The 23,911-nt window shown below is 66.6% G+C and carries 21 protein-coding genes and 3 pseudogenes; 8 read left to right on the forward strand and 16 right to left on the reverse strand.

Annotated elements, in window-relative coordinates:
• Positions 1 to 59: 59 nt before the first annotated feature.
• Positions 60 to 1,880: an aspartate--tRNA ligase gene (aspS, locus tag ACV7NQ_RS46420; RefSeq protein ID WP_463365292.1), complete on the reverse strand. Its 1,821-nt coding sequence runs from the start codon at positions 1,878 to 1,880 to the stop codon at positions 60 to 62.
• Positions 1,881 to 2,196: 316 nt separating this feature from the next.
• Here aspS and ypfJ point away from each other — a divergent pair, with 316 nt between their 5' ends.
• Positions 2,197 to 3,120: a KPN_02809 family neutral zinc metallopeptidase gene (ypfJ, locus tag ACV7NQ_RS46425; RefSeq protein ID WP_463365293.1), complete on the forward strand. Its 924-nt coding sequence runs from the start codon at positions 2,197 to 2,199 to the stop codon at positions 3,118 to 3,120.
• Between the two features lie 209 nt (positions 3,121 to 3,329).
• On the opposite strand, the gene ACV7NQ_RS46430 is transcribed toward ypfJ, so the two are convergent.
• A complete protein-coding gene (locus ACV7NQ_RS46430) occupies positions 3,330 to 4,943 on the reverse strand; it encodes a hypothetical protein (RefSeq protein ID WP_463365294.1) in 1,614 nt (537 codons plus the stop codon).
• Positions 4,940 to 5,269 (reverse strand): type VII secretion target, encoded by a 330-nt coding sequence (locus ACV7NQ_RS46435; protein ID WP_463365295.1) that lies wholly within the window; start codon positions 5,267 to 5,269, stop codon positions 4,940 to 4,942. The genes ACV7NQ_RS46430 and ACV7NQ_RS46435 overlap by 4 nt, the downstream gene beginning before the upstream one ends.
• Before the next feature lie 221 nt (positions 5,270 to 5,490).
• Between ACV7NQ_RS46435 and ACV7NQ_RS46440 the strand changes: the two genes are divergently transcribed.
• The 4 genes from ACV7NQ_RS46440 (at position 5,491) to ACV7NQ_RS46455 (ending at position 10,735) form a co-directional block, all read left to right on the forward strand.
• Positions 5,491 to 6,495: an NAD-dependent epimerase/dehydratase family protein gene (locus ACV7NQ_RS46440; protein WP_463365296.1), complete on the forward strand. Its 1,005-nt coding sequence runs from the start codon at positions 5,491 to 5,493 to the stop codon at positions 6,493 to 6,495.
• A 49-nt stretch (positions 6,496 to 6,544) separates the two neighbouring features.
• Positions 6,545 to 7,561 (forward strand): Rv2578c family radical SAM protein, encoded by a 1,017-nt coding sequence (locus ACV7NQ_RS46445; RefSeq protein ID WP_463365297.1) that lies wholly within the window; start codon positions 6,545 to 6,547, stop codon positions 7,559 to 7,561.
• A 142-nt stretch (positions 7,562 to 7,703) separates the two neighbouring features.
• On the forward strand, positions 7,704 to 9,659 hold the full coding sequence (locus ACV7NQ_RS46450; protein WP_463365298.1) for a 2-oxoacid:acceptor oxidoreductase subunit alpha: 1,956 nt from the start codon (positions 7,704 to 7,706) through the stop codon (positions 9,657 to 9,659).
• Positions 9,656 to 10,735: a 2-oxoacid:ferredoxin oxidoreductase subunit beta gene (locus tag ACV7NQ_RS46455; RefSeq protein ID WP_463365299.1), complete on the forward strand. Its 1,080-nt coding sequence runs from the start codon at positions 9,656 to 9,658 to the stop codon at positions 10,733 to 10,735. Before ACV7NQ_RS46450 ends, ACV7NQ_RS46455 begins: the two co-directional genes overlap by 4 nt.
• Positions 10,736 to 10,938: 203 nt before the next feature.
• On the opposite strand, the pseudogene ACV7NQ_RS46460 reads toward ACV7NQ_RS46455, so the two are convergent.
• The 8 genes and pseudogenes from ACV7NQ_RS46460 to ACV7NQ_RS46495 all read right to left on the reverse strand — a co-directional run.
• A pseudogene (locus tag ACV7NQ_RS46460) lies at positions 10,939 to 11,265 on the reverse strand (lactate/malate family dehydrogenase); the annotation flags it as partial.
• 194 nt (positions 11,266 to 11,459) lie between these two features.
• Positions 11,460 to 12,116, reverse strand: a complete 657-nt coding sequence (locus tag ACV7NQ_RS46465) for a hypothetical protein (RefSeq protein WP_463365300.1) — start codon at positions 12,114 to 12,116, stop codon at positions 11,460 to 11,462.
• A 42-nt stretch (positions 12,117 to 12,158) separates the two neighbouring features.
• Positions 12,159 to 13,436 (reverse strand): histidine--tRNA ligase, encoded by a 1,278-nt coding sequence (hisS, locus tag ACV7NQ_RS46470; RefSeq protein WP_463366068.1) that lies wholly within the window; start codon positions 13,434 to 13,436, stop codon positions 12,159 to 12,161.
• A 429-nt stretch (positions 13,437 to 13,865) separates the two neighbouring features.
• Positions 13,866 to 14,528, reverse strand: a pseudogene (locus tag ACV7NQ_RS46475) (transposase); the annotation flags it as partial.
• Between the two features lie 380 nt (positions 14,529 to 14,908).
• A complete protein-coding gene (locus ACV7NQ_RS46480; RefSeq protein ID WP_463365301.1) occupies positions 14,909 to 15,049 on the reverse strand; it encodes a hypothetical protein in 141 nt (46 codons plus the stop codon).
• Positions 15,050 to 15,154: 105 nt separating this feature from the next.
• The gene (locus ACV7NQ_RS46485) at positions 15,155 to 16,399 is read right to left on the reverse strand and encodes an MFS transporter (protein ID WP_463365302.1); all 1,245 of its coding nucleotides are present in this window, start codon (positions 16,397 to 16,399) and stop codon (positions 15,155 to 15,157) included.
• A gap of 72 nt (positions 16,400 to 16,471) precedes the next feature.
• Positions 16,472 to 17,380 carry a 2-hydroxyacid dehydrogenase gene (locus tag ACV7NQ_RS46490; RefSeq protein ID WP_463365303.1) on the reverse strand — a complete coding sequence of 303 codons (909 nt, stop codon included), beginning with the start codon at positions 17,378 to 17,380 and terminating at the stop codon, positions 16,472 to 16,474.
• Between the two features lie 237 nt (positions 17,381 to 17,617).
• Positions 17,618 to 18,169, reverse strand: a complete 552-nt coding sequence (locus tag ACV7NQ_RS46495) for a TetR/AcrR family transcriptional regulator (RefSeq protein WP_463365304.1) — start codon at positions 18,167 to 18,169, stop codon at positions 17,618 to 17,620.
• Between the two features lie 93 nt (positions 18,170 to 18,262).
• Between ACV7NQ_RS46495 and ACV7NQ_RS46500 the strand changes: the two genes are divergently transcribed.
• Together ACV7NQ_RS46500 and ACV7NQ_RS46505 are read left to right on the forward strand one after the other, a co-directional pair.
• On the forward strand, positions 18,263 to 19,027 hold the full coding sequence (locus tag ACV7NQ_RS46500; RefSeq protein ID WP_463365305.1) for an alpha/beta fold hydrolase: 765 nt from the start codon (positions 18,263 to 18,265) through the stop codon (positions 19,025 to 19,027).
• A 142-nt stretch (positions 19,028 to 19,169) separates the two neighbouring features.
• Positions 19,170 to 20,163, forward strand: a pseudogene (locus ACV7NQ_RS46505) (IS481 family transposase).
• On the opposite strand, the gene crcB (ACV7NQ_RS46510) reads toward ACV7NQ_RS46505, so the two are convergent.
• The 5 genes from crcB (ACV7NQ_RS46510) to ACV7NQ_RS46530 all read right to left on the reverse strand — a co-directional run bounded on the left by crcB (ACV7NQ_RS46510) (position 20,160) and on the right by ACV7NQ_RS46530 (position 23,076).
• Complete coding sequence (gene crcB, locus ACV7NQ_RS46510) at positions 20,160 to 20,528, reverse strand: fluoride efflux transporter CrcB (RefSeq protein ID WP_463365306.1); 369 nt, start codon at positions 20,526 to 20,528, stop codon at positions 20,160 to 20,162. The pseudogene ACV7NQ_RS46505 and the gene crcB (ACV7NQ_RS46510) sit on opposite strands and share 4 nt — an antisense overlap.
• Positions 20,525 to 21,010 (reverse strand): fluoride efflux transporter CrcB, encoded by a 486-nt coding sequence (crcB, locus tag ACV7NQ_RS46515; RefSeq protein ID WP_463365307.1) that lies wholly within the window; start codon positions 21,008 to 21,010, stop codon positions 20,525 to 20,527. Before crcB (ACV7NQ_RS46515) ends, crcB (ACV7NQ_RS46510) begins: the two co-directional genes overlap by 4 nt.
• A 250-nt stretch (positions 21,011 to 21,260) precedes the next feature.
• A complete protein-coding gene (locus tag ACV7NQ_RS46520) occupies positions 21,261 to 21,845 on the reverse strand; it encodes a histidine phosphatase family protein (RefSeq protein WP_463365308.1) in 585 nt (194 codons plus the stop codon).
• Positions 21,846 to 21,939: 94 nt separating this feature from the next.
• Entirely contained in the window at positions 21,940 to 22,287 is a 348-nt protein-coding gene (locus ACV7NQ_RS46525; protein WP_463365309.1) for a DUF190 domain-containing protein, read from the reverse strand.
• Positions 22,288 to 22,329: 42 nt separating this feature from the next.
• A complete protein-coding gene (locus ACV7NQ_RS46530) occupies positions 22,330 to 23,076 on the reverse strand; it encodes a hypothetical protein (protein WP_463365310.1) in 747 nt (248 codons plus the stop codon).
• A gap of 40 nt (positions 23,077 to 23,116) precedes the next feature.
• On the opposite strand from ACV7NQ_RS46530, the gene ACV7NQ_RS46535 reads away from it, so the two are divergent.
• Complete coding sequence (locus ACV7NQ_RS46535; RefSeq protein ID WP_463365311.1) at positions 23,117 to 23,323, forward strand: transposase; 207 nt, start codon at positions 23,117 to 23,119, stop codon at positions 23,321 to 23,323.
• Positions 23,324 to 23,911: the final 588 nt, after the last annotated feature.

The following is a 23,911-nucleotide window of genomic DNA, read 5'->3' on the forward strand; positions in this document are numbered from 1 at the left end:
GATTCACGGCTTGAACCCCGAGGTGGGCGCGCCGCGGCCGCGCCCACCGTGTCGGAGTCCTACTCGTCGCCCTTCGCGGCCGAGCCCTTCTCGTCGGAATCCTTCGCGGCGTCGCCCTTCTTCTCGGGCTTCGCGTCCAGGCCCGCCTCTTTGCGCTGCTGCGGCGTGATCGGTGCGGGCGCGTCGGTCAGCGGGTCGACGCCGCCACCGGTCTTCGGGAACGCGATCACCTCGCGGATCGAGTCGAGCCCGGCGAGCAGCGCGGTGATGCGGTCCCAACCAAAGGCGATGCCGCCGTGCGGTGGCGCGCCGAAAGCGAAGGCGTCCAACAGGAATCCGAACTTCTCCTGCGCCTCGTCATGGCTGATGCCCATCACCTTGAAGACGCGTTCCTGGATGTCCCGTCGGTGGATACGGATGCTGCCGCCGCCGATTTCGTTGCCGTTGCAGACGATGTCGTAGGCATAGGCGAGCGCCGAATCCGGGTCGGTGTCGAAGGTGTCCAGGGACTCCGGCTTCGGCGAAGTGAACGCGTGGTGCACTGCGGTCCAGGCCGAATGACCAAGCGCCACATCGCCGCTCGCGGTCGCATCGGCCGTGGGCTCGAACATCGGCGCGTCCACGATCCAGACGAACGCCCACGCGTACTCATCGATCAGGCCGACCTTGCGAGCGATCTCGCTGCGGGCCGCACCAAGCAGCGCACGCTGCGCCTTGGCCAGACCCGCCGCGAAGAATACACAGTCACCCGGCACCGCGCCGACGTGCTTGGCCAGCCCGTCGCGCTCGGCGTCGCTCAGGTTCTTGGCCACCGGGCCGCCCAGCGTGCCGTCCTCGTTGATCAGCACGTACGCCAGACCCTTGGCGCCGCGCTGCTTGGCCCACTCCTGCCAGGCGTCGAGCTGGCGCCGCGGCTGGCTTGCGCCACCCGGCATGACGACCGCACCCACGTAGGGCGCCTGGAACACCCGGAACGAGGTGTCCTTGAAGTACTCGGCACACTCGGTAATCTCGACGCCGAAACGCAGGTCCGGCTTGTCGGAACCGAAGCGCCGCATGGCTTCCGCGTAGGTCATGTGCGGGATCGGCGTCGGGATCTCGTGGCCGATCAGCTTCCACAGCGCGGCGAGGATCTCCTCGGCCAGCAGGATCACGTCGTCCTGGCGCACGAAGCTCATCTCCAGGTCGAGCTGGGTGAACTCGGGCTGACGGTCGGCGCGGAAGTCCTCGTCGCGGTAGCAGCGCGCGATCTGGTAGTAGCGCTCGATGCCGCCGACCATCAGCAGCTGCTTGAACAGCTGCGGGCTCTGCGGCAGCGCATAGAAGCTGCCCGGTTGCAGGCGCGCGGGCACCAAGAAGTCGCGGGCGCCTTCCGGAGTGGAGCGAGTCAGCGTCGGGGTCTCCACCTCGACGAACTCGTGACCGGCCAGCACCGCGCGGGCGGCGGCATTGACCTTCGAACGCAACCGGATCGCGTGCGCCGGGCCTTCGCGGCGCAGATCCAGGTAGCGGTACTTCAGCCGTGCCTCTTCACCGGGCTGCTCGTCGAGCTGGAACGGCAGCGGCGCGCTCTCGTTGAGCACCTCGAGCTCGGTGACGTTCACCTCGATGGCGCCGGTCGGCAGCTCCGGGTTCTCGTTACCGTCCGGACGCAGCTCCACCACGCCGGTGACCTGCACGCAGTATTCGGCGCGCAGCCGGTGTGCCTGCGCGGCGGGCTCGCCCTCCCGGAACACCGCCTGCGCCACGCCCGACGCATCGCGCAGATCGATGAAGATCACGCCACCGTGGTCACGCCGCCGGGCCACCCAGCCGGTGAGGGTGACGGTCTGACCGGCGTGCTCGCTTCGCAGCGAACCAGCCAAGTGGGTGCGCAGCACGGGATTCCTTTCGACGACTCCGGCACCCGCCGATATGACCAGGTGCGGTAGCCATCGTAGTGAGACACGTTCGCCGAGTGGAAACCGATATCGGCCTGCCCATGCCAAGCTGTTACCGCCATGTCGCCGACCGGAAGCATCGGACGCCGAATCCTGGGCAACCACAGGCGAGGAGAGGACCACCCGTTTGTGGTCCAGCTCGCGTCCGAGTGGCCGGAGCACAGTCGACGCTGTCACGGGTCTCGCTCGGACATGAGCCGGACCACGGACTCGCAGCGTCGCAGGCGCTGCACAGATCACACAGAAAGCGATGACGATGACCTTCAACGAAGGCATGCAGATCGACCCCAATCGGGCTTCGTCCGGCGGGGGTCCCGGCATGGGCGGCAAGATCGCGCTCGGCGGTGGCGCGGGCGGCCTTATCCTGCTGGTGCTCGGCTTGCTGCTCGGCGGTGATCCCGGGTCACTGCTCGGCCAATTGAACGGCACCGACAATTCGCAGACGCAGCCGGGCACATCGGGCACGCCGACGCACTGCAAGACCGGCGCGGATGCCAACAAGTACATCGACTGCCGGGTGGTGCTCACCGCGCAGAGCCTCGACGCGGTGTGGTCCACCGAGCTGCCCAAGCAGACCGGCAAGAAGTACGTCCAACCGAAGCTGCGGCTGTTCTCCGGCGCGATCGCCACCGGTTGCGGCAACGCGACCAGCGCGGTCGGACCGTTCTACTGCCCGGCCGACCAGACCGCCTACTTAGACACCAGTTTCTTCCAGGAACTGGTCGACCGCTTCGGCTCCAGCGGCGGCCCACTCGCGCAGGAGTACGTTGTCGCGCACGAAATCGGTCACCACATCCAGAACCAGCTCGGTGACATCGGGCGTGCGCAGCGTGATCCGCGCGGACCCGAGTCCGGCGCGGTGCGCACCGAACTGCAGGCCGACTGCTACGCGGGCATCTGGGCACACTTCGCCGACAAGCTGCCCGCACCGGGTGGCAGCCAGCCGTTCCTGAAGCCGTTGTCCGAGAACGACATCCGCGACGCGCTCTCAGCCGCGTCGGCGGTCGGCGACGACCGAATCCAACGCGCCGCACAGGGCCGGGTGAATCCGGAGGCATGGACCCACGGCTCCTCCGACCAGCGACAGAAATGGTTCCTCACCGGATACCGAACCGGCGAGGTGAAGGCGTGTGACACCTACTCCGCGCAGGACCTGAGTAATCCGCCCGCGCTGCGCTGAACGAACGACAGAGGAGCGACACCACAGCGCATGGGTGCCGGCACGGGACCCATGCGCTGCCACTACCGCAGCTGCTTGGCGCCTTCACCGAGCAGCGCTAGTCCGCCTCCGCGTACTCAGGCGACGTCGACAACCCCGGCGCAACAGCGACCTCCGCCCCGTCTGGGAGAAAGGTCGCTGTTGTTCGAGATCCGTTGCGGCGCCGCGGCTTAGAACTGGTCCTGTTCGTAGTCGGAGCTGACCATTTCGTCCGAGTGCGTCGCACCGATTACGTCGGGGGTGGACTCGCCGAGCGGGCCGGTCAGATCGTCGTTGCCGGTGCGGCTCTGGTACGGCTCGACATTGCGCGAGTGTTCCTCGTCGTCACTGCCGCGCTGACCTGCTGCGGCCGGACTACCGCCCATGAAGCTGGAGTTACCGGTGCCAGCCGGGGTGGCGCCCGAACCGCCGGCGCCAAGCGGCGAACCGGGCATGCCCGCCACGGCACGGAAGGGTGGCAGGGTGGCGCCCGGCAAACCGCCCGGACGTGGCGTCGAGGGCGTACTGGGGCTGCCCGGCATGCCGACAGGGCTGCCAGGACTACCGGGCGTGCCCGAGTGCGCCGCGGCCGGATTGGTCGGGGTGCCCAAGAGCGGATTGGAGGGATCCGACAGCAGCCCAGCGGCTTTCGTCGAGGTGTCCTGCGCGGCCTGCTGCGCCTGATCCATGATCGGCTGGCCGATGTTCTGCATCGCCGCCTGCGCGACCTCTTGCGGCTGCGGCAACCCGCCGGGCGCGACGAGCTGATTGACCAGACCGCTCAGCTCGGCCGTTTTCCCGGCCAGATCACCGCGGGTCGCGTTCGCGACAGCGACCGCCTGACCGAGGTGCTCGGTGGCCGTCGCGATCAGCGCCGCCTGTCCCGGCGGGGTCGGGATCACCGGCACGAGCGCGGCAGCCTGGGTGGCGAACGAGCTCGCGATCCCGGTCAGCTGCGCGTTACCCTGCTGCACCACCGCTGCGGCCTTCTGCGTCAGGTCGGAGATGTCGAATCCGCGCTGGCTGGTGTCCTGCCCCTGGGCGTTCGCCTGCTGACCCGCGACCTGCGCGTTGCGTGCGGCCTGGCCCTGCCACAGCTGGTCGACGGTCTGTATGCCGCCCTTGCCCACCTGCATCGCCGTTTCGATGATCTTGGAGGACTGGCTGAGAATCTGCGTCGGATCGAGCGCACCCAGAACGCCGGTGCCGAAGCTGCCGAGCAGATCGAGGATCGGCTTGAACAGCATGTCGACGCCGGGCAGCGCGGGCAGCGCGAGCCCACTCATCAGCGCGGCGACCGGGTCGGCGGGCAGCGACGGCAATGCGGAGGCAGCGGGCAGCGCCGCCACGGCAGGTGTGGTGGCGGCCGCCGCGCCCGCGGCCCCGCCCAGCGCATTCTGCGCCTGGCCGAGCACACCCTGCGCCGCGCCGAGGACCGGCGCCGCGGCGTGATTGATCGCCGCGTTTGCGCCGTCCAGCAGGCTGGACACATCGGAGGGAATTCCAGCGAGGATGTCGTGTGGATCGGGCGCCGGATTGCCGGACAGGCCGGGCATCCCGGCCGGGACGGTGCCGAGGCCCGGCGAATCCTCGCTGATCTTGCGCGCGAGGTAGAACTCCGGCGGCTCGACCGGCGGCATGTCGGCGGGCAGCTGCGGCAGCGGGACATCGAGCAGGCCCTGGCTCGGCGCGGCCTGCACCGCGCTCATCGCGGCCTGCTGCGCCGCGGCGGTGTGATCGACCGCGGCGGCGGTCTGGTCGGCGGGTGCGATCAGACCGGAATTGGACGAATCCAGCGGCTTCATACCGCGCCTCCGATCTGATTGGCGATCGCCCCTAGCGCGCCCGCGTTGCTGAGGTCTGTACCGTCGAAAGCGGTGGCCGAACTGAATGCGGCCTGCGACAGCTTGGTGTACTTGGCCGACAGTTCATTGATGTCCTTGGTTTGCAACACCTGTGCGGCGGCGAACATCAACAGGTAGTCGGCGCCGATCAGGCCGAAGACCGGTGTCATCGCGGCGACGTTGGCCACCGCATCGAAATTACCCGCCCCTGCGACATCACCGGCAACGCCGGCGTTCGTCGCGGCGAACGCGCGAACCGCCTCGGTCTCTACCGAGAGATCACTCATCGAGCTGCCCCCCAAATCGTCGTAAACATCAGTTTCGTGCACTTAGCTTCGTCGAACGTCAACTCCCTGTCCGTGCGACATCAGCCGCTACGGCAGGGCCCAATATAGCGGACCGTACCGGCAAGTTTCGAGCCCAACGGGCTATCAGAACCGAACCGAGTGCCACAGAAAAGGAACTGAAACGTGTTGCAAATTAGAACAAGTTCTATATTCTCGGTGCCATGAAGGTCGCAGTGACCGGCGCAGCCGGCTACCTTGGCACGAATCTGCTCAGCCTGCTCGTCGGCCGAGATCACGAGGTCGTCGCCATCGACCGCGTGGTTCCTGAAGGCCCTGCGGATCCCAACGTCACCTGGGTGTCGGGCAACGTGCTGGATCCGGAATCGATCCGCACCGCGCTCATGGGCGCGGAGATCGTGTACCACCTCGTCGCCGTGATCACGCTGGCCGACAAGAACGATCTCGCCTGGCGGGTCAACACCGAGGGCGTCCGCGTCGTCGCGGAGGCCGCACTCGACCTCGGTGTGCGCCGAATGGTGCACGCCAGTTCCATCCACGCGTTCAATCAATACTGCTGCGGCGGGCGCATCGACGAGAGTTCGCCGCGCTCCACCGATCCGAGCCTGCCTGTCTACGACCGTTCCAAGTGGTCGGGCGAGGTCGAACTGCGCAAGGTGATCGACAAGGGCCTCGACGCGGTGATCTGCAATCCGACCGGAGTCTTCGGCCCGGTCGACCGCAGCGCGCCGCTTTCGCGCATCAACCGCGCGCTCAAGGACGCGGCCCGCGGCCGGGTGCCCGCGATGATCGGCGGCGGCTTCGACCTGGTCGACGTGCGCGATGTCGCCCAGGGCCTGATCCATGCCTCGGAACATGGCCGGACCGGCGAGAACTACCTGCTCGGCGGATCCATGATCTCGATGCTCGACCTATGTCGCCTGGCGGCGGCCAACGGCGGCAAGAAGGGCCCGAAGTTCTCGATCTCGCCGCGCCTGGTGGGCGGCCTGATCCCGGTGCTCGAGCCGATCGGCAAGATGCTCGGCACCGACATCATGTCGCGCGCCGCACTGGGCGCGCTGGTTTCCGCGCCGATGGTCGATCACGGCAAGGCCGAGCGGGAAATCGACTACCAGCCGCGGCACATCGACGACACCGTGCGCGATCTGGTGGCCTTCTTCGGCGAACTGCAGCAGGTCGCGCCGCCGCCCACCCGACAGATCGCCTGACCCGCGCCGGTCGCTTGACAGTCTATAGAACACATGTTCGACTTGATGGGTGCGGTGGCAAAGCCAAACTCTGGATGCCGACGACGGCGCCTTGCCCGGTCTCGACCGGGCCGGTTTCGTGCGCACTGTACAAACGCCGGAATTCGAAGGCATCACCTTTCACGAGGTGCTGTGCAAGAGCGCACTGAACAAGATGCCCGAGGGCGCGAGCCTGCCCTTCCATTGGACGATCAATCCGATGCGCGGCTGCTCGCACGCCTGTCGTTACTGTTTCGCACGCGGCACCCACGAGTATCTGGATCTGGACGCGGGCCGCGATTTCGATTCGCAAATCGTGGTGAAGACCAATATCGCCGCAGTGCTGCGCAAAGAACTCGGCAAGCGCTCCTGGCATCGGGAACCCGTCGCGTTGGGCACCAATACCGATCCATATCAGCGGGCCGAGGGCCGATACCGGTTGATGCCCGGGATCATTCGCGCGCTCACCGATTCGGGCACACCGTTCTCCATCCTCACCAAGGGCACGCTGTTGCGCAGGGACCTGCCGTTGCTGACGCTGGCGGTGCGACAGGTGCGGGTGCGTGTCGCGGTGTCCATCGCGATCCTCGACATCGATCTGCACCGCAGCCTGGAGACCGGCACGCCGCCCCCGAAGGCCCGGCTGGACATGGTGCGCGCGCTGGCCGATGCCGGTTTCGACGTGAATGTCATGGTGGCGCCGATCATTCCGTATCTTACCGACAGCCAGGCCCACCTCGACGAACTCTTCGGCGCCATCGCCGCCGCCGGGGCCGCGTCCGCGATCGCGTTCCCGATGCATTTGCGCGGCAGTACCCGCGGCTGGTTCCTCGGCTGGCTGGCCGAAACCCATCCGGCGCTGGTCCGCCGCTACCGGCAGCTGTACGGGCGCGGCGCCTATGTGACACCCGAATACACCACCTGGCTGCGCGGACGCACCCAGCCGCTGCTGGAACGACACCGTCTGATGCGAGAGCCACCCCCGGAGCCGGAGGTACAGCCGCAGCGTCCGCACCCAGCCGACGCGCAACTGTCGCTGTTCGCCTGACGCCATTCTCGGCCCACGCCCGGGTACCCCACGGCCCGTACCGGGCAATTCCCATCGGACCGCGCGCTTCACGGTCTATTGCATGCGCGGCGGAGTAGGTTGGCAATGGCACCTCTCATCGACGAGGAAGTGAAGCAGGCACATGGTTTCGTACCAAAATGATGTCGGCACAGCGAAATTGGAAAAGGTCGTAATTCGCTTCGCCGGGGACTCCGGGGACGGAATGCAGCTGACCGGTGACCGCTTCACGCACGAGGCGGCCGCCTTCGGCAACGACCTCGCCACCCAGCCCAACTTCCCCGCGGAGATCCGCGCGCCCCAGGGCACGCTACCCGGCGTCTCCTCGTTCCAGATCCAGATCGCCGACTACGACATCCTCACCGCGGGCGACCAGCCGGACGTGCTGGTGGCGATGAACCCGGCCGCGTTGAAGGCGAACCTGGAGGACTTGCCCCGAGGCGCCACCCTCATCGTGAACACCGACGAGTTCACCAGACGCACCCTCGCCAAGGTCGGCTACGCCGCCGACCCCCTGGATGACAGCACGCTCTCGGATTTCGTGGTGCACCGTGTCCCGATGACCTCGCTGACCCTCGGCGCCACCGAACCCAGCGGTGTCGGCAAGAAGGATGGCCAGCGCGCGAAGAACATGTTCGCGCTCGGGCTGCTGTCGTGGATGTACGGGCGCCCGATCGACGGCACCGAGCGATTTGTCCGGGAGAAGTTCGCCGCCAAACCGGATATCGCCGAGGCCAATCTGCTCGCCCTGCGGGCGGGCTGGAACTACGGCGAAACCACTGAAAGCTTCGCAATCACCTACGAGGTCGCGCCCGCTACCCTGCCGCCGGGCACCTACCGGCAGATCACCGGCAACACCGCGCTGGCCTACGGCCTCGTCACCGCCGGACAGTTGGCAGGCCTGCAGGTATTCCTGGGCACCTACCCGATCACACCGGCCTCGGACATCCTGCACGAACTGAGCAAGCACAAGAACTTCGGCGTCACCACATTCCAGGCAGAGGACGAGATCGCCGGGATCGGCGCGGCCCTCGGCGCCTCCTTGGGCGGCGCGCTCGGCGTCACCAGCACCTCCGGCCCCGGCTTGGCGCTCAAGAGCGAGACCATCGGGCTGGCGGTGATGACGGAACTGCCGCTGGTGGTGGTCGATGTGCAGCGCGGTGGACCCTCCACCGGCCTGCCGACCAAGACCGAGCAGGCCGATCTACTGCAGGCGCTCTACGGCCGCAACGGCGAATCGCCCGTCGCGGTGCTCGCGCCGCGCTCCCCCGCCGACTGTTTCGCTACCGCGGTGGAGGCGGCCAGGATCGCGCTCACCTACCGCACGCCGGTACTGCTGCTGTCCGACGGCGCGATCGCCAATGGTTCTGAGCCGTGGTCGATTCCGAACGTGTCGGACCTGGCGCCCATCGATCCCGCTTTCGAACCGGATGCCGACGAGGCGACCCCGTTCCAGCCCTATGCCCGCGACCCGGAGACCCTCGCCCGGCCGCTGGCCGTACCAGGCACCAAGGGCCGCGCACACCGCATCGGCGGGCTGGAAAAGGCCGACGGCAGCGGCAATATCTCCTACGAACCAGCCAACCACGAGCTGATGGTGCGGTTGCGGCAGGCCAAGATCGACGCGATCGCCGTCCCGGACATCGAGGTGGACGATCCCGACGGGCGGGCCGAACTGCTACTGCTCGGCTGGGGCAGCTCCTATGGACCGATTGGTGAGGCGTGCCGCCGCGCGCGCCGCCGCGGTGTCCCGGTCGCGCAGGCGCATCTGCGGCATCTGAATCCGTTGCCCGCCAACCTCGGTGACGTATTGCGGCGCTACCGCACCGTGGTCGCGCCGGAGATGAACGGCGGCCAGCTGGCCATGCTGCTGCGGGCGAAATACCTGGTGGATGTGCAGCCCTGGACCAAGATCGCGGGCACTGCGTTCTTCGCACAGGAACTCGTCGGGGTGATCGATGCGGCGCTGGACGGATCGATCGAGGAGATGGAACACGACAAGGTCTTCGCCGCCCGCGCGCAGGCCGCCTACCGAACACAGCCGGCCGACGGCCGTCCATCGACTGGGGGCAACGAATGACCATGATGGAAACCTCGGTTGTAGGAACAGATTTGGGCCTGACCGGAATGTCGGGCGTACCCGCCGCGGACGGGCCGCAGAAGGTCAAGGAATTCACGTCAGATCAAGAGGTGCGCTGGTGCCCGGGCTGCGGCGACTACGTGATCCTGGCGACCGTGCGCAGCTTCCTCGCCGAACTCGGATTGCGCAGGGAGAACCTGATGTTCGTGTCCGGGATCGGCTGCTCGAGCCGGTTCCCGTACTACCTCGAGGCCTACGGCATCCACTCGATCCACGGCCGCGCACCCGCCATCGCCACCGGTCTCGCGGTGACTCGCCCCGACCTGTCGGTATGGGTGGTGACCGGTGACGGCGACGCGCTGTCCATCGGCGGCAACCACCTCATCCACGCGCTGCGCCGCAACGTGAACATGACGATCCTGCTGTTCAACAACCGGATCTACGGTCTTACCAAGGGCCAGTACTCACCGACCTCGGAGCCGGGCAAGATCACCAAGTCGACGCCGATGGGTTCGGTCGACCACCCGTTCAACACGCTGTCGGTGGCACTCGGCGCCGAAGCCAGTTTCGCCGCCCGCGCCCTGGATTCCGACCGCGCCGGGCTGACCGAAGTACTGCGCGCCGCCGCGGAACACCGCGGCACCTCCTTCGTCGAGATCCTTCAGGATTGCCCCATCTTCAACGACGGCTCCTTCGACGTACTGCGCCGCGGCGGCGCCGAATCCCGCCTCATCCCCCTGCACCACGGCCAGCCCATCACCTTCGGCGCCGACGGCGAATTCGCCGTGGTACGAAACGGTTTCGCCCTCGATGTGGCCCGCACCGACGCCATCGACGAATCCGACATCATCGTCCACGACGCCTACTCCGACAACCCCGAATACGCCTACGCCCTCTCCCGCCTCTCCGACCAGGACCTCGGCCACGTGGTCACCGGCATCTTCCGCAGCATCACTCGCCCCACCTACGACGACGCCGTCCGCGCGCAGACCACCACTGCCCGCGAACGCAAACCGCTGAAACAGGATTCGTTGCAGTCCCTACTCAACGGCCAGGAAACGTGGACCATCGGCTGATCGAGTGGTACTGCCCTTTTTCCAGAGTCGGTTTCCAGACCGGCTAGCTCGGTAGCCCGAGCTGATCGGCCAGCGCACCGAAGATCCGATGCAGGGCGGCGCGGTCGTCGCCACTCAACGCGGCCGTCGTCTCGGCGTCGACCCCCTGTGCCGCGTCGAGGCACTGCCCGAGTAACTCGCGCCCGTGGTCGGTGACGCTGCGGGCCGTTGGCGTTCAGCAGATCCGAACGCTCCATCCCGGCCGTGCGCGGCCGCGTACCGACCAGCAATGCCACATTCGCGCCCTCGAAACCCACACACGGATCGTCACTGATGTCGACCGAATCGAGCAGCGGGAACGCGCCGTCCTCCAGCTCCATCGCAACACCCTCCAGCGACGCGACCACCGCTGGAATCTCGAGCAGCCGCAACCCCACCGGTGTCTGCGCACCGAGCATCGCCCCGGACGCGATCCGGAATAGCAGGCCATAAGCGATCTGCCCCACGGCTCCGGTGACGGCGACGGTCACGGTCACGGGCGCGGTCCTCACGGCGGCGCTCACGCGAACTCCTTGCGGTAGGCGGACACTCGATCTCCACCCTTTCGACTCGCACCCCCGCCGAACCCACGTGGTGAGCTACATGACAGTTAGCCCCGAAGCGCCCCGCGCAAGATCAACAGAGCACCCCGCGCAAGATCAGCACACCGCCACCACGCGCGGTCAACAGAGCGCCACCACACAGATCAAAACAGCGCCGCGACTTCCCCATCGGTCAGCACGATCGGTGACACGTAGTCCTTCGCCCGTGCCAGCTGCACCGCCCGATATAGCGGCCGCTCCTCCAGCCCCGCATCCCGCGCCTCGGCCCGCAGCTGGTGCACCAGCATCGTCGAAACCGCAACGGCCGCAGCCAATGGGCACGCGTTGAGCGCGTCGGCGAGCTTGCGTAGGCCGAGCAGATGGAGTTCCCGGCCGGAGCCCGAATCGGTGTACATCGCCAGCGGAATGATCTGGGTCTCCGCTCCGGCGGTCACCCGCAGCACGATGCGACTCAGGCGGGACGGAAACACCAGGATCTCGACACCGGTCGCGACCGCCATGTCCACGCGCCGCTCCCTGAGCAATCTGCGCGCGTGAATCGTGTTCCCGGTCAACCACATTCGCCGCCGCCGCAACGCCAGCGAATATACGACAGTCGGTACGCCGACGACCAAGCCGATCAGCAGCGCCACCGGCCAGCTGACCAGCAGCGCCGACAGCAACGCCGCGCCGAGCCCAACGCCCACCGCGGCGAGCGCGAGTCGGCGCAGCATGGGCGCGTAGGTCTCGGGTGCGACGAGATCGAGTCCGACCGCTGGAACAGGTTGGGATTCCCCGGGATTCGACGGTTCTACAGTCACGGCAGCGCATTCATACGTATGTCGGTGTACCCGGGCACCGTACTACTCGGCGGGCGTCAGCGCGGCCGCGACGGCGGAGACCGTCTCGTCCAGTGGGATTTGGCGTTGGTCACCGGTCGCCATGTCCTTCACGCCGATGGTGCCCTCGGCCAGGTCGCGGTCGCCGAGGACCAGGGTGAGCTTCGCCCCGGACCGGTCCGCGGCCTTCATGGCGCCCTTCACGCCGCGCCCACCATAGGCGAGGTCGACCTGGATGCCTGTGGCCCGCAGCTGGGCCGCCAGCACCACCAGACGCTGCGTGGCGGCCTCGCCCAGCGGCACGCCGAAGACCTCGCAGCGGGCCGGATTGCTCGTTGTCTTGCCCTCGGCCTCCAACGCCAGCACGGTGCGGTCGACACCGAGCCCGAAACCGATGCCCGACAACGGTTGTCCGCCGAGTTCGGCCATCAGGCCGTCGTAGCGACCGCCGCCGCCGATGCCGGATTGCGCGCCGAGTCCGTCGTGCACGAACTCGAAGGTGGTCTTCGTGTAGTAGTCCAGGCCGCGGACCATGCGCGGGTTCACCACATACGGCACGCCGAGCGCGTCGAGGTAGCCGAGCACCTGCTCGAAGTGCGTCTTCGCCGACTCGGACAGGTGATCGATCATCAGCGGCACGTTCGCGGTCAGCGCGCGGACCTCGGGACGCTTGTCGTCGAGCACCCGCAACGGGTTGATCTGCGCCCGCCGCTTGGTCTCCTCGTCCAGCGGCAGCCTGAACAGGAACTCCTGCAGCAGCTCCCGATAATGCGGACGGCAGGTCTCATCGCCGAGCGAGGTGATCTCCAGGCGGAACCCGTCGAGTCCGAGCCCGCGGAATCCGGCGTCGGCGATCGCAATCACCTCGGCGTCCAGCGCCGGATCGTCGACACCGATGGCCTCGACGCCGACCTGCTGCAACTGGCGGTACCGGCCCTTCTGCGGTCGCTCGTAGCGGAAGAACGGACCCGCGTACACCAGCTTCACCGGCAACTGACCGCGATCGAGGCTGTGCTCGATCACCGCGCGCATTACCCCCGCGGTCCCTTCGGGCCGCAGGGTGAAGCTTTCGCCGTTCCGATCGGCGAACGTCCACATTTCCTTGCTGACCACATCAGTGGACTCGCCGACGCCGCGCGTGAACAACGCGGTGTCCTCGAATACCGGCAGCTCGATATGTCCGTACCCGGCCAGTCGGGCGGCGTCGATCAGGCCGTCGCGCACCGCGACGAACTCGGACGAGCCCGGCGGGACGTAGTCCGGTACCCCCCTCGGGGCGGAAAAGCTGCTGGTCTTGGTCACGATGGTCCAGTTTCCACCACCACGCCCCGCGAAGTCCAACCGGTTCTCCGGTTCTCCGGCGAACGCCGTGCGCATTCACACCGAACCCTGTGCTCATTTGCGCCGAACTCTGTGGGCATTCGCATCGAACCCTGTGTACAAGTACACGGCAGTCTCAGGAATAGATGGCACATTCCAACACTTTTTTCGGGCGAACTTACCCCCCACTTCGCAATAGAGCATCGACCTGACACCTCGGCCGGACTGATCGCGAGCCGCATGCGGTTCTGCCATCCGCGGAGGTGGACGCCGTGATAGGAAACCTGCTGTCACCGGTGATTCCGTCAGTTGTCGGCGACTCCACAGACAGCCGCCGCGCAGGCGAGCCATCGGCCCAGGTGCTCCCGCCTGGCCTGCCGCTCGCCTCGATGCGTCGACATCGTTCGGACGTCGCCGACTTTTCCTTTCGACCGATCGATACCCAGGCGGGTCATGGACCGGAGGCTTGTGACGTTTGATCTTGCCCCGCACTGCTCCTCGTAGTCCGAGGTCCCGCATGAGCCGTTCCACGGTGCAGCGAGCTACCCGAACGCCTTCACGGTTGAGTTGCAGCACACTTTCCGGGCCCCGTAACGCCGAAGTTCTCGCCGTGAACCCGCCTGATCCCCGCTTTCAGCTCCTTATCACGGACCTCGCTGCGGGACAGAGCCCGGTCGCGGTGGGCGTAGTAGGTCGATGGAGCGATCTCGATGCCGAGCTCGGCGAGCGCGGCATCGACTGGACACCCCATCGCAGGCAACCGTTCTCACGGTGGCCTGCGATATTCGCCGATGAAGGCGACAGTCAGCGCTGTGGCCGGTCCAGTTCGGCGGCGAAGAAAACCGACGCGGCTTTCACAATTCCGTTGGCGCGCTCGAGTTCTGCATTCTCACGCCGCAGCCGCTTGAGCTCCGCGGACTCCTCGGTCGTCATGCCCGTGCGGGCACTGGCGTCGACCTCACCCTGACGCACCCACTTGCGGACCGTTTCCGGGGTGCCGACCCCGAGCAACTCGGCGACCGCGCGCATCGCTGCCCATTCCGACTTGTGCTGACCGCGGATCTCAGCGAACATTCGAACCGCCCGCTCACGCAACTCCTGCGGGTACTTCTTCGACCTCGACACGACTCCATCCTTCCCAAGAGATGAAGTCTCTCGACTCGCCGGGGGATTCAGACTTTACCGCGCTACACCTGTGAGCGAGGGACTTGAAAGCACTTCCGGTTCCCCGTGTTCGCACGTGCATTTCGGTGCAATATCCTGCGTTCCACAAGATTTCGGCACGCTGACTATTGCTACCGCAACGCCGAAGTATTGACCCGGGCAACACCCTCCGATCCCCCAATCATGTTCGGCGTGTCACCCAGAACCAGCAATCACCCTCGTCCATATGGAGTTTCGACGTCCATCCAATGGGTTGCATAGCGTGGCCCGGTTGACCGAAATACGATTGGTCAACCGCGCCGCAACGTGTCCGGACTCGGCCGCTTACCGTCCAGCCGATCGACCACGACGTTGCCCTGGTCGTCCAGCTCGCGCAGCGCTGACAGGAACACTTCTTGATAGAAGTACGCGGCACGGATCGGGAGTGCCACGCCGGGTGTGGAACAGCAACTCGTCGTGCGGCCGGTCCAGATCCAACAGACCGATAATTTTGTCCACCGATCTCCCACGCCGCGACTACCGGCACGTGGAGGCACTCATTGCCGAACTGCAGTCCGCCCGCGGGTGAGGTAGAAGGCTGCGATGGCCAGTGCCAGGGCGACGGTTTGGATGCTGGCCACCGTTGCGATGAGCAGGATGATGGAGGTGTCGTAGAGCCATCCGGTCAGCGCCCCGCCCGCGGCAGTGGCCGCGCCGAGGGCGGCAGCGAACAGTCCATAGGCGGTAGCGCGGCGTCGGGTCGGGACGAGGTCGGCGACGACGGCGCGCAGGGTGGATTCCTGCACACCGACCCCCGCACTCCAGATCAGCGCACCGGCGATAACGAGCCCAACACTGTCGGTGAAGGCCAGCACCGGCACCACAGCGGACAGGAGGGGAAGCAGTACCAGCGCTTTCGCGCCGAACCGGTCGTAGATAAAGCCCGACGCCAGTGCCGCGACCGCATCAGCTGCCATGGCGGCGGCATAGATTACCGGGACAACGGCGGCGGAGAACAGTCCGCGATCGACCATGTGGAACGACACCAGCCCATAGGTGCTGAACCCGAGCATCGTGGTCGCAGTGAATCCGCAGTACAGCCAGAACCGTCCCGGCAACCTGGCTACACGCGGTTCAGGGTTGGTCGCGGTCGACGGTGGCGCTATCGCTTCGGTGTGCTCGTAGCGGTCGGGCTCTGGTACCCGCAACCGCAGCCAGATCAGCAGCGCCAGTGCGGCGACACCGGGCAGGGCGAGAATCCCGAGTGCAGGGGTGTAGTCGCTACCGGTGGCGGCGAGGACGGCGGCCACGGTGAGTGGGCCGATGACGGCGCCGATCTGGTCGAGTGCTTCGTGCACCGCGAATCCGCGTCCGCGACCGGTGACTGCGGCGGCGTGGGAGAGGATGGTGTCCTTGGCGGGGCTGCGGACGGCTTTGCCGACCCGTTCGCCGATTACGAGAAGGCATGCGACCCACAGAGTTCCGGCGATGCCCAGCACGGGAACTGTGATGACGGTGAGCGCGTATCCGGCGATGGTCCACGCCCAGAATTGTTGGGTGCGGTCGGTCAGTGGCCCGGAAACCAGCCGCAACACCAGCGCGGCAGCTTCACCGATACCGGTGACAACTCCGACCACCAGACCGGTCGCCCCGAGGGAGGCCAGCAGCGGGCCGGTGATCGAGCGGGCACTTTCGTAGACGAAGTCGGCGAGCAGGCTTACCGTGCCAAACACCGTGATGAACCGCCACGCACTCAGTGATGGACGCGCCGGATCACCCACTCGGGCAGGCGATGTGGTCATCGCCGCAGCACCTTCCACACTTTCAGCATGGTTTTGCTCCTTCTCGTCCCCGGCAGCACTAGACCGAACTCACTACTGCGGCAGCGTGATCCACGCCCCCACCTGGTCGAGCAGCTGGTCTTGGAACAGGCGGTGGGCTGGCTCGCTCCAATACACTACGGGCGGATACACGAAGCCAGGGCAGCCCTCGAAGTAGGCGTAGGTGTCGTCGAGCGCGTGGTTGAGCACCACCCGGATATCGCCGGCAGCGGTTCGTTCCCGCAGTGCGGGCAGGTCGATCAGCGCCAGCGGTGCAGCGCATACCAGCACCGCGCCCGGCGCCAGCATGGCGATCCGGTCCGCGTCGAGAATGCCGCATGTCGATTCGGTGAGCGCCAGGTTGACGGAGACGAAGTCGGCCCCGGTCAGCAACGTGTCGACGTCCTGGTAGCGGAATCCACTGTCGTCCTTGCGGTGTCGTGACCAGTACCGCACATCGGCCCCGAGGCCCTGGGCGAGTTCCGCGACCCGACGGCCGATGGCGCCGAGCCCGACCACCGCGACCCTGCTACCGCGAAACTGTCGGGCCGGGAACGCCAGCGGAAAGAGGTTGCCTTCCCGCCGGAATCGACGCCCCTCCGTCAGTCCGCCGGCCTGCTCCAGCATCACCGCCAGCACGAATTGGGCCACCGGCTCCGTCAGATAGTCGGGCAGCGTGCCAATGGTGATGCCGCGGGCGCGGGCGTACTCGACATCGACGACGTCGAAAGCGGTCGAGGCGATCTGCAAATAACGCAAGGCCGGTGCCGCATCAATGGCAGTGCGGTCGAACGGTATTCCGAATGCGAGGATCGCGGCGTCGGCGTCGGCGAGTTCGGCACCGGGATCGATGCCGCGAGGTACCGTCACGACATTCTCGACGAGATCGCCGAGTGCCTTACGGTGTCGGACATCCAGCAAAGCTTCGACACCGCCGATGATGACCAGTTTGTGTACGCGCACGTCCGCACCCTACCGAGATCGGCGGTGCGATACAGCCGGGTCGGGGCACACGACGGAAGCACGCCGTCATCGCGCCCTTACTCCACTTCGACACAGGCTCTAGGTGTTGCGGGTCAGGACGTTGGTGACACGACCGAGCAGCCACTCTGGATGAGGGGCTCGGACCTGTCTCGCTCAGTCGCCGAGGGGGTGTTGGTGTTTGATATCCCTCACCGCCGGTTCCGCAGGTACGGATTGTCACGTTGCGGTCAAGTACTGCTCCAGCGCTGCGCGGATGGCGGGACTTGCGGCAGCCTCGTCGAGTTCGAGTAGGGCGGCCTCGACGACCAGGCCGATCCACAAGCGCGCCGACTCGATCGGGTGCGACCAGCCCATGGCGCGAAAGTCCTCCGCCGCAACATGCGCGAGTGTCTCGTTGCGGGCGCCGATCTGATCGGTGATCGCCCGCTCGGCGCGCGCCTCGAGGAGTAGCGCGCGCACGCCTCGATTGTGCAGGCAACCGTCCAGGTAGGCCCGCTGGGCTGCACGCAGCCGTTCCCACCCTGGAGGCAGATCTCCGACCGCAGCGGCCATCTCGGTATCCAGGCGGTCGTGAAAGCCCTTGTGCAGGGCCACGAGGTACTGGACTCTGTTCGGGAAGTGGTGGAAGAACGTCCCTTTGGATACCCCGGCCTCGGCCACGATCCGGTTGACACTGAGCTCGGCGAGGCTGAACTGACCTGCCAGCCTCAGCCCTGCGTCGACCAGAGCAGCCCGCGTACGTGTGGCCGCCTCGACTCGGATCGACACTCCAACTCCTCCTCGGAATCCGTACTTGCGGTGCAGTGTGACATGAACCTACCATCAGTGACCGACCGGACGGTCAACGACTGGAGGATGAAAATGAGCGAACCAGCCACGATCCCCACCCGCGCTGGCCGGATCCACATCGCCGAACGCGGTGAAGGCCCCCCGGTTGTGCTGCTGCACGCCACCCTGCACGACCACCACGACTTCGATCCGATCGTGAACAAGCTGGCCGCGTGCTTCCGCGTCATCGCAATCGACTGGCCGGGCCACGGCATGTCCGATCATGCGCACCCGTCGGCGGCACTGCTTGCGGACGTGCTCGAGGACGTGGTGGACGCGTTGGGGCTGCCAACAGCCGCCTACATCGGCAACTCCGTCGGCGCGTTCGCCGCCGGACGTCTGGCGGTAAGACGACCCACCGCCGTGACCCATCTGATCCTGGTGAATCCGGGCGGATTCGTCCCGGTACCGATGTTCGCGCGGGCCTTCTCCCGCGGTATAGGGAATCCAGCTGTCGCCCGGCTGTTAATGCCACGGATGGTGCTGGCCTACATGCGTTCACGCACCGACTCCGACAGACAGATCACCGCGCGCGCTGTGGCTCGCGCCAAGACACCTGACGGTGCCCGGGTCGCCGCAAGTATCTGGCGGAGCTTCGGTGCGGCTGATTACGACCTCAGTCGCAGCGAGATCGCCGCTCCCACGCTGGTAGTGTGGGGTCGACGGGACCCGATCGTTCGCCGAAGACTCCTGCCCAGAACGCTGGGTCCGGTCGCCGAGTTCGACACCGGGCATGTGGTGTTCTCCTCCGACCCGGACGGTTTCCTAACAGTGGCGCTGCCGTTCCTTGGCGCATGAGGCGATCGCCCCGGGAAGAGCCCAACCCGGCTCCCCAAACGCAGGCACACCCCCGACTCCCATCGGGTTTCGTTGTGGCGTCCTACGACACGCCGTCCGAGACACTGATGCCATTAGACCCCGCCTACTCCAGGAACAACCTGTGTCACATCGCAACGCGCCGTTGAGCTTCGAGGGACGCCTACGGCTCGTAGAACGCTGCCGAACCAGGCCGATCGCGCACGTCGCGGCCGAGATGGGTATCTCGCGGGCCTGCGCATCGAAGTGGCTACCGCAGATACGGTGAGATCGGCCTCCATGACCGTTCATCGACGCCGAGACGCCAACCGAACATCACCCCGCCCGATGTCATCGCCCGGATCGAGACCTGGCGGCGGGAGCGCAAGTGGTCGGCCTCAAGGATCGCCTTCGAACTAAACGAGACCGGCATCGATATCAGCCGCCGCACCGTCACCAGGCATCTTCAGCACCTCGGACTGAACCGGCGCAGATTCATCGACCCCGAGGGCGAGACCAACCGCAAACCCAGCAAGATCGTCGCGAAGCGGCCCGGGCACATGGTCCACGTCGATGTGAAGAAGGTCGGCCGCATCCCCGACGGCGGCGGATGGCGCGTACACGGCAGGGGTTCCGAACAAACTCGCGCCGCTGCCCGAGTCAGGACCGCAACAGGAATACGTGGATACACATACCTGCACTCCGCCGTCGACGGGTACTCACGCCTGGCCTACACCGAAGCCCTCCCGGACGAGAAGGCCGCCACCGCGATCGCGTTCACCCACCGAGCGCGCGTGTGGTTCGCCGCGCACGGCATCACACGCATCGAACGGATCGTCACCGACAACGGCGCCTGCTACCGCGCCGACGCCTTCGCCCGAGCACTACTCGGCGCGAAACACAAACGCACGAAGCCATATACGCCCCGCCACAACGGGAAAGTAGAGGGATACAACCGGATCATCGCCGAGGAGTTCCTCTACAGCCGCACCTGGACCTCCGAAGACCAACGCCGAGAAGCCCTCGCCACCTGGAACATTCACTACAATTACCACCGCCCCCACAGCACCGGCCACGGGCACCTACCAGCATCACGCACACACGAAGGCGTCACCAACGTCGTGACCTCCTACAACTAGGCGACGATGGCGTGGATGGTGGCGTAGCCGAGCATCGCGGCGCCGAGTCCGGCGATGATGCTGACGGTGACGTTCATGGCGGCGTAGAAGTAGCTGCGTTGTTCGATCAGGCGCAGGGTTTCGTAGCTGAAGGTGCTGTAAGTAGTCAGGGCACCGCAGAATCCGGTGCCCAGCAAGGTGGGCAGCGAGGCCGGGATGGCGGTGCCCGCTCCAGCGAGACCGCCGAGGATCAGGCAGCCGATGATGTTGACGCTGAAGGTGCCCCACGGGAACAGGCTGTCGTGCCGTGTTTGCACAGAGCGGTCGGTGAGGTAGCGCAGTGGCGCGCCGACGGCGGCGCCGAGGAAGACCAGGGCAAGGGTCATGCTGCGCGCCTCGTCTTGCGGTCGAACAGGATTCGAGTCAACGCTGCTCCGGTGAGGACGGCCAGCATCGCGCAGACCAGTGTCCCAGCGAGGTAGGCGAGGGCGAGGTAGGCGGTTCCTGGTTGCAGCAGGCCGCGGACTTCGACGGCGTAGGTGGAGAAGGTGGTGAAGCCCCCGAGGATCCCCACTCCCAGGAACGGGCGCACGAGGTGGTGCGCGGTCCAGATATCGGTGATCAGCACCATGAGCACGCCGATGAGTAGGCAGCCGGTGACGTTGGTGGTGAAGGTCGCCCACGGGAATTCGCCGGGTCGGGTGGGCAGTAACTGGGCCAGACCGTAGCGGGCGATCGCACCGAGACCGCCGCCGAGGGCGATGACGGCCAGGATGGCTGCGTGGGTGCGGGCGAGTTCACTGCGTTGCACGGGAACCCTCAGGTCGATGTCGGGGTCCATCGGTTGGGTCACGGTGTCGCTGCTCACCACATGTACTCCTACTCGAACACGAAAAACGCTGGTCAAGTAGGGACTGTTGGCGGCGCGGTATGCCACGGTTGTTCCGATCTCGGAGCGGCGAGCCCCACCGCCTTATTGCGCCACAATAGCCGGACCTCGATCAAAAGGGGGCGATTTGTGGGCGGATTCACGTCCGCATCACCGGTCTTCCGATTTGGTAATCGGTCCCCTTCGGCTGCATTGCCAGGGTCCTGTTGTGGCGGCATTCATGGCGCAACTACGGCTTCTGGTCGTATTCCTCGACGCGCCAGGCGCCTTCGACCAGGTCGATGCGGTTCCAGCACGCGGTGCGCTGGGCGATATCCGACAGTGCGGGGTCGAGTTCGACGAGCAGTGCGGTGTTGAACGCGTCGTGGGAGACCATGATGATCGGGCCCGTCTCGTGTTCGGCGACGATGTCGAAGAACACGGCACGAGCGCGGACCCGCACCGCCGCAATGGTTTCGACACCGGGTGCGGCGTCGACGCTGCCGAAACGCGCCACTACCTCGGCGCGAGGTTTCCCGGTCCACGGCCCGTAGTCACGGTCGTTGAGCCGCACGTCGACCGCCACCGTCAGACCGGCCGCCGCCGCGATCGCCTCGGCGGTCGACACCGCGCGCTGCAGCGGACTCGACAGGATCGCCACCGGGTGCGCGGCGGCGAGCACGTTGGCAAGCTGGCGCGCCTCGGCGAGGCCGACCTCGTCCAGCGGCGGATCGCTCAGCCCACGCAACCCGTCCTCGACATTGAGTGCGGTGCGGCCGTGCCGCGCGAGATAGACCCGCTCGACGCCGCCGTTCATCCTTGACCGATCGGTCATGACGTGGCGCCTCCTCGACTGGTGAAACCTTGGCAAGCTCACGGTACCGGCGAGATCTGCGCGGTCGCGCCGAGCCGACAACCGCCACGCCCTTTTACCTTTTGCGTTCTCGTCCGACGTAGCGGATGACTTCGACGTCGTCGAGGATCACCAAGCCCTCGGTAACCAATTCGTCGAGCTGGGGCAGGAATTCGCGGATCCGGTCGGCGTCGTCGACGATCACGATCGCGACCGGCAGATCTTCGCTGAGCGAGAGCAGCCGGGTGGTATGGATGCGCGAGCTGGCACCGTAGCCTTCAACGCCCCGGAACACGCTCGCCCCGGCCAGGCCGGCGCGGTGGGCGCGGTGCACGATCTCGGTGAACAGCGGCTTGCGATGCCAGGTGTCGTCTTCGCCGATGAAGATGGTCAGCCGCAGCGCGGTGCCCGCCAGTCTGGTCATCGTTGCCTCCTATCGATCACGCGCCGCAGGTGGTATCGACCATCATCGTCGCTCGATCAACGCCACGGACGAAGTAACCGCGATATCGACTTCACCCCTCGCCATGCGGACTCTCCTGGACGCGGTCGTGCTGGTCGCCGAACCGCTTGGCGAAGGGTTCTCGGTCATCGAGATCCCTGTCGCGAGACGCCCCGGCGAAGAAGCGTTGTGCGATGGCAGTCGCCAGCACCGCGGACAGGACCACCACCGTGACCAGGACCGAGAACCGGGCTCGGGTGACGATGCCCGTGCGGGGGCGTCCGGCTCGGGTCCAGCCCCATGTAGACCAAGGCGGCGAGATCGTCGCTGGTGCGGTGGTCGGCAATACCCTGGATCCGACGGTGCCGCCGGGCCGGGACCGAGACCGAGACCGTCGGCGATACGGAACTTCTCGGCGAAGACGATCAGCAGTTGCAGGTCCGGCGGCGGCAGTCCAGCCGCGGCGCACGCCAGCCGCCGCAGCCCCGGATCGTCGAGCGCGGCCACGACCGCGGCATCCGCGGGGACCGGGCCCGGGTCACCGTGGTCGAAGTAGCCGGGATCGACATCGAAGACCCGTGTCAGCGCGCCGATCAACGCCACCGACGGGTGGGTGCGGTGGCCGTGGCGCAACTGCGAAATGTACTGTCCCGTCACCGGATACCCGGCCGCGGCCAGCCGCACCGCCAGGCCGTGGTTGCCCAGCCGGGTGCGGTGAACCTGTTCCCACCGCCGGACCAGCCGGTTCACCCGGTCCGCGAACTCCGTCACCCGCCCACCCCCTCTCTCCGTGGTGCCCGCCGACCACCGGGTGAAGGGTGTCCACCCACCCGAGCGGCATCCGGTACGTGCCAAGACCCGCCGGGCGGGCCAGATCATCCTCGCCGAAATCGGGGTGAACATGAGCGTGTTCCTCACCGCCGGCCATCTCGCGTCGTGGGCGAAACTGTCGCCCATGACCGTGCAGTCCGGTGCAAAACACCACGGCGGCAGAACCCCAAGGGCAACCCGTATCTGAAGGCCGCGCTCGGCGACGCCGCCGCCGCGGCCGCCCGCGCCAACACCTTCCTCGGCGAGAAATACCGGCGGATCGTCAAACACCGAGGCAAAGGCAAGGCCCTGGTCGCGGTGGCGCGGTCGATCCTGGTCATCGTCTGGCATCTGGTCGCCGATCCCGGCCTCCGATTCAACGACCTCGGGCCCGGCTACCACACGAGCCATCGACACCGGCCGCAAAGTCCGCAACCTGTCCGCCCAACTCGCCGCGCTGGGATACACCGTCACCCTGGAGGCAACCAGCGCCGCGTGAACGAACGGCCCACAACTCGACAGTTCAAAGACCACCCGACGGCTCGCTTCGCATCGCCGGGCGGCTTCGCCGTGTCTGGTCACCATTGGGTCATTTGCCGGTCAGCATCCCGGGCCGCTTCGCTGGCCCGCCGTGGAGGCGGGAAAATGGGTGCGCGTTCGTCCCGGAACCCCGTAATTTTCCTTGATGCCTCGAGTTCGTCGGTCAGCATGGCGGTTCGGGAGCCACCGACAGGAGTTGTCGATTGTTGCCATGAGCACGCGGATCAGAGTCTTCAGATCCCTGTGGCTCCTCCGG

It is taken from the genome of Nocardia sp. Tas62D01, assembly GCF_055232035.1.

Coding starts and splice junctions, on each gene's coding strand:
- ypfJ (WP_463365293.1), top strand. CDS start 2,197: ATGACCTTCAACGAAGGCATGCAGATCGACCCCAATCGGGCTTCGTCC.
- ACV7NQ_RS46430 (WP_463365294.1), bottom strand. CDS start 4,943: ATGAAGCCGCTGGATTCGTCCAATTCCGGTCTGATCGCACCCGCCGAC.
- ACV7NQ_RS46435 (WP_463365295.1), bottom strand. CDS start 5,269: ATGAGTGATCTCTCGGTAGAGACCGAGGCGGTTCGCGCGTTCGCCGCG.
- ACV7NQ_RS46440 (WP_463365296.1), top strand. CDS start 5,491: ATGAAGGTCGCAGTGACCGGCGCAGCCGGCTACCTTGGCACGAATCTG.
- ACV7NQ_RS46450 (WP_463365298.1), top strand. CDS start 7,704: ATGGTTTCGTACCAAAATGATGTCGGCACAGCGAAATTGGAAAAGGTC.
- ACV7NQ_RS46455 (WP_463365299.1), top strand. CDS start 9,656: ATGACCATGATGGAAACCTCGGTTGTAGGAACAGATTTGGGCCTGACC.
- ACV7NQ_RS46485 (WP_463365302.1), bottom strand. CDS start 16,399: ATGACCACATCGCCTGCCCGAGTGGGTGATCCGGCGCGTCCATCACTG.
- ACV7NQ_RS46500 (WP_463365305.1), top strand. CDS start 18,263: ATGAGCGAACCAGCCACGATCCCCACCCGCGCTGGCCGGATCCACATC.
- crcB (WP_463365306.1), bottom strand. CDS start 20,528: ATGACCCTTGCCCTGGTCTTCCTCGGCGCCGCCGTCGGCGCGCCACTG.
- ACV7NQ_RS46520 (WP_463365308.1), bottom strand. CDS start 21,845: ATGACCGATCGGTCAAGGATGAACGGCGGCGTCGAGCGGGTCTATCTC.
- ACV7NQ_RS46525 (WP_463365309.1), bottom strand. CDS start 22,287: ATGACCAGACTGGCGGGCACCGCGCTGCGGCTGACCATCTTCATCGGC.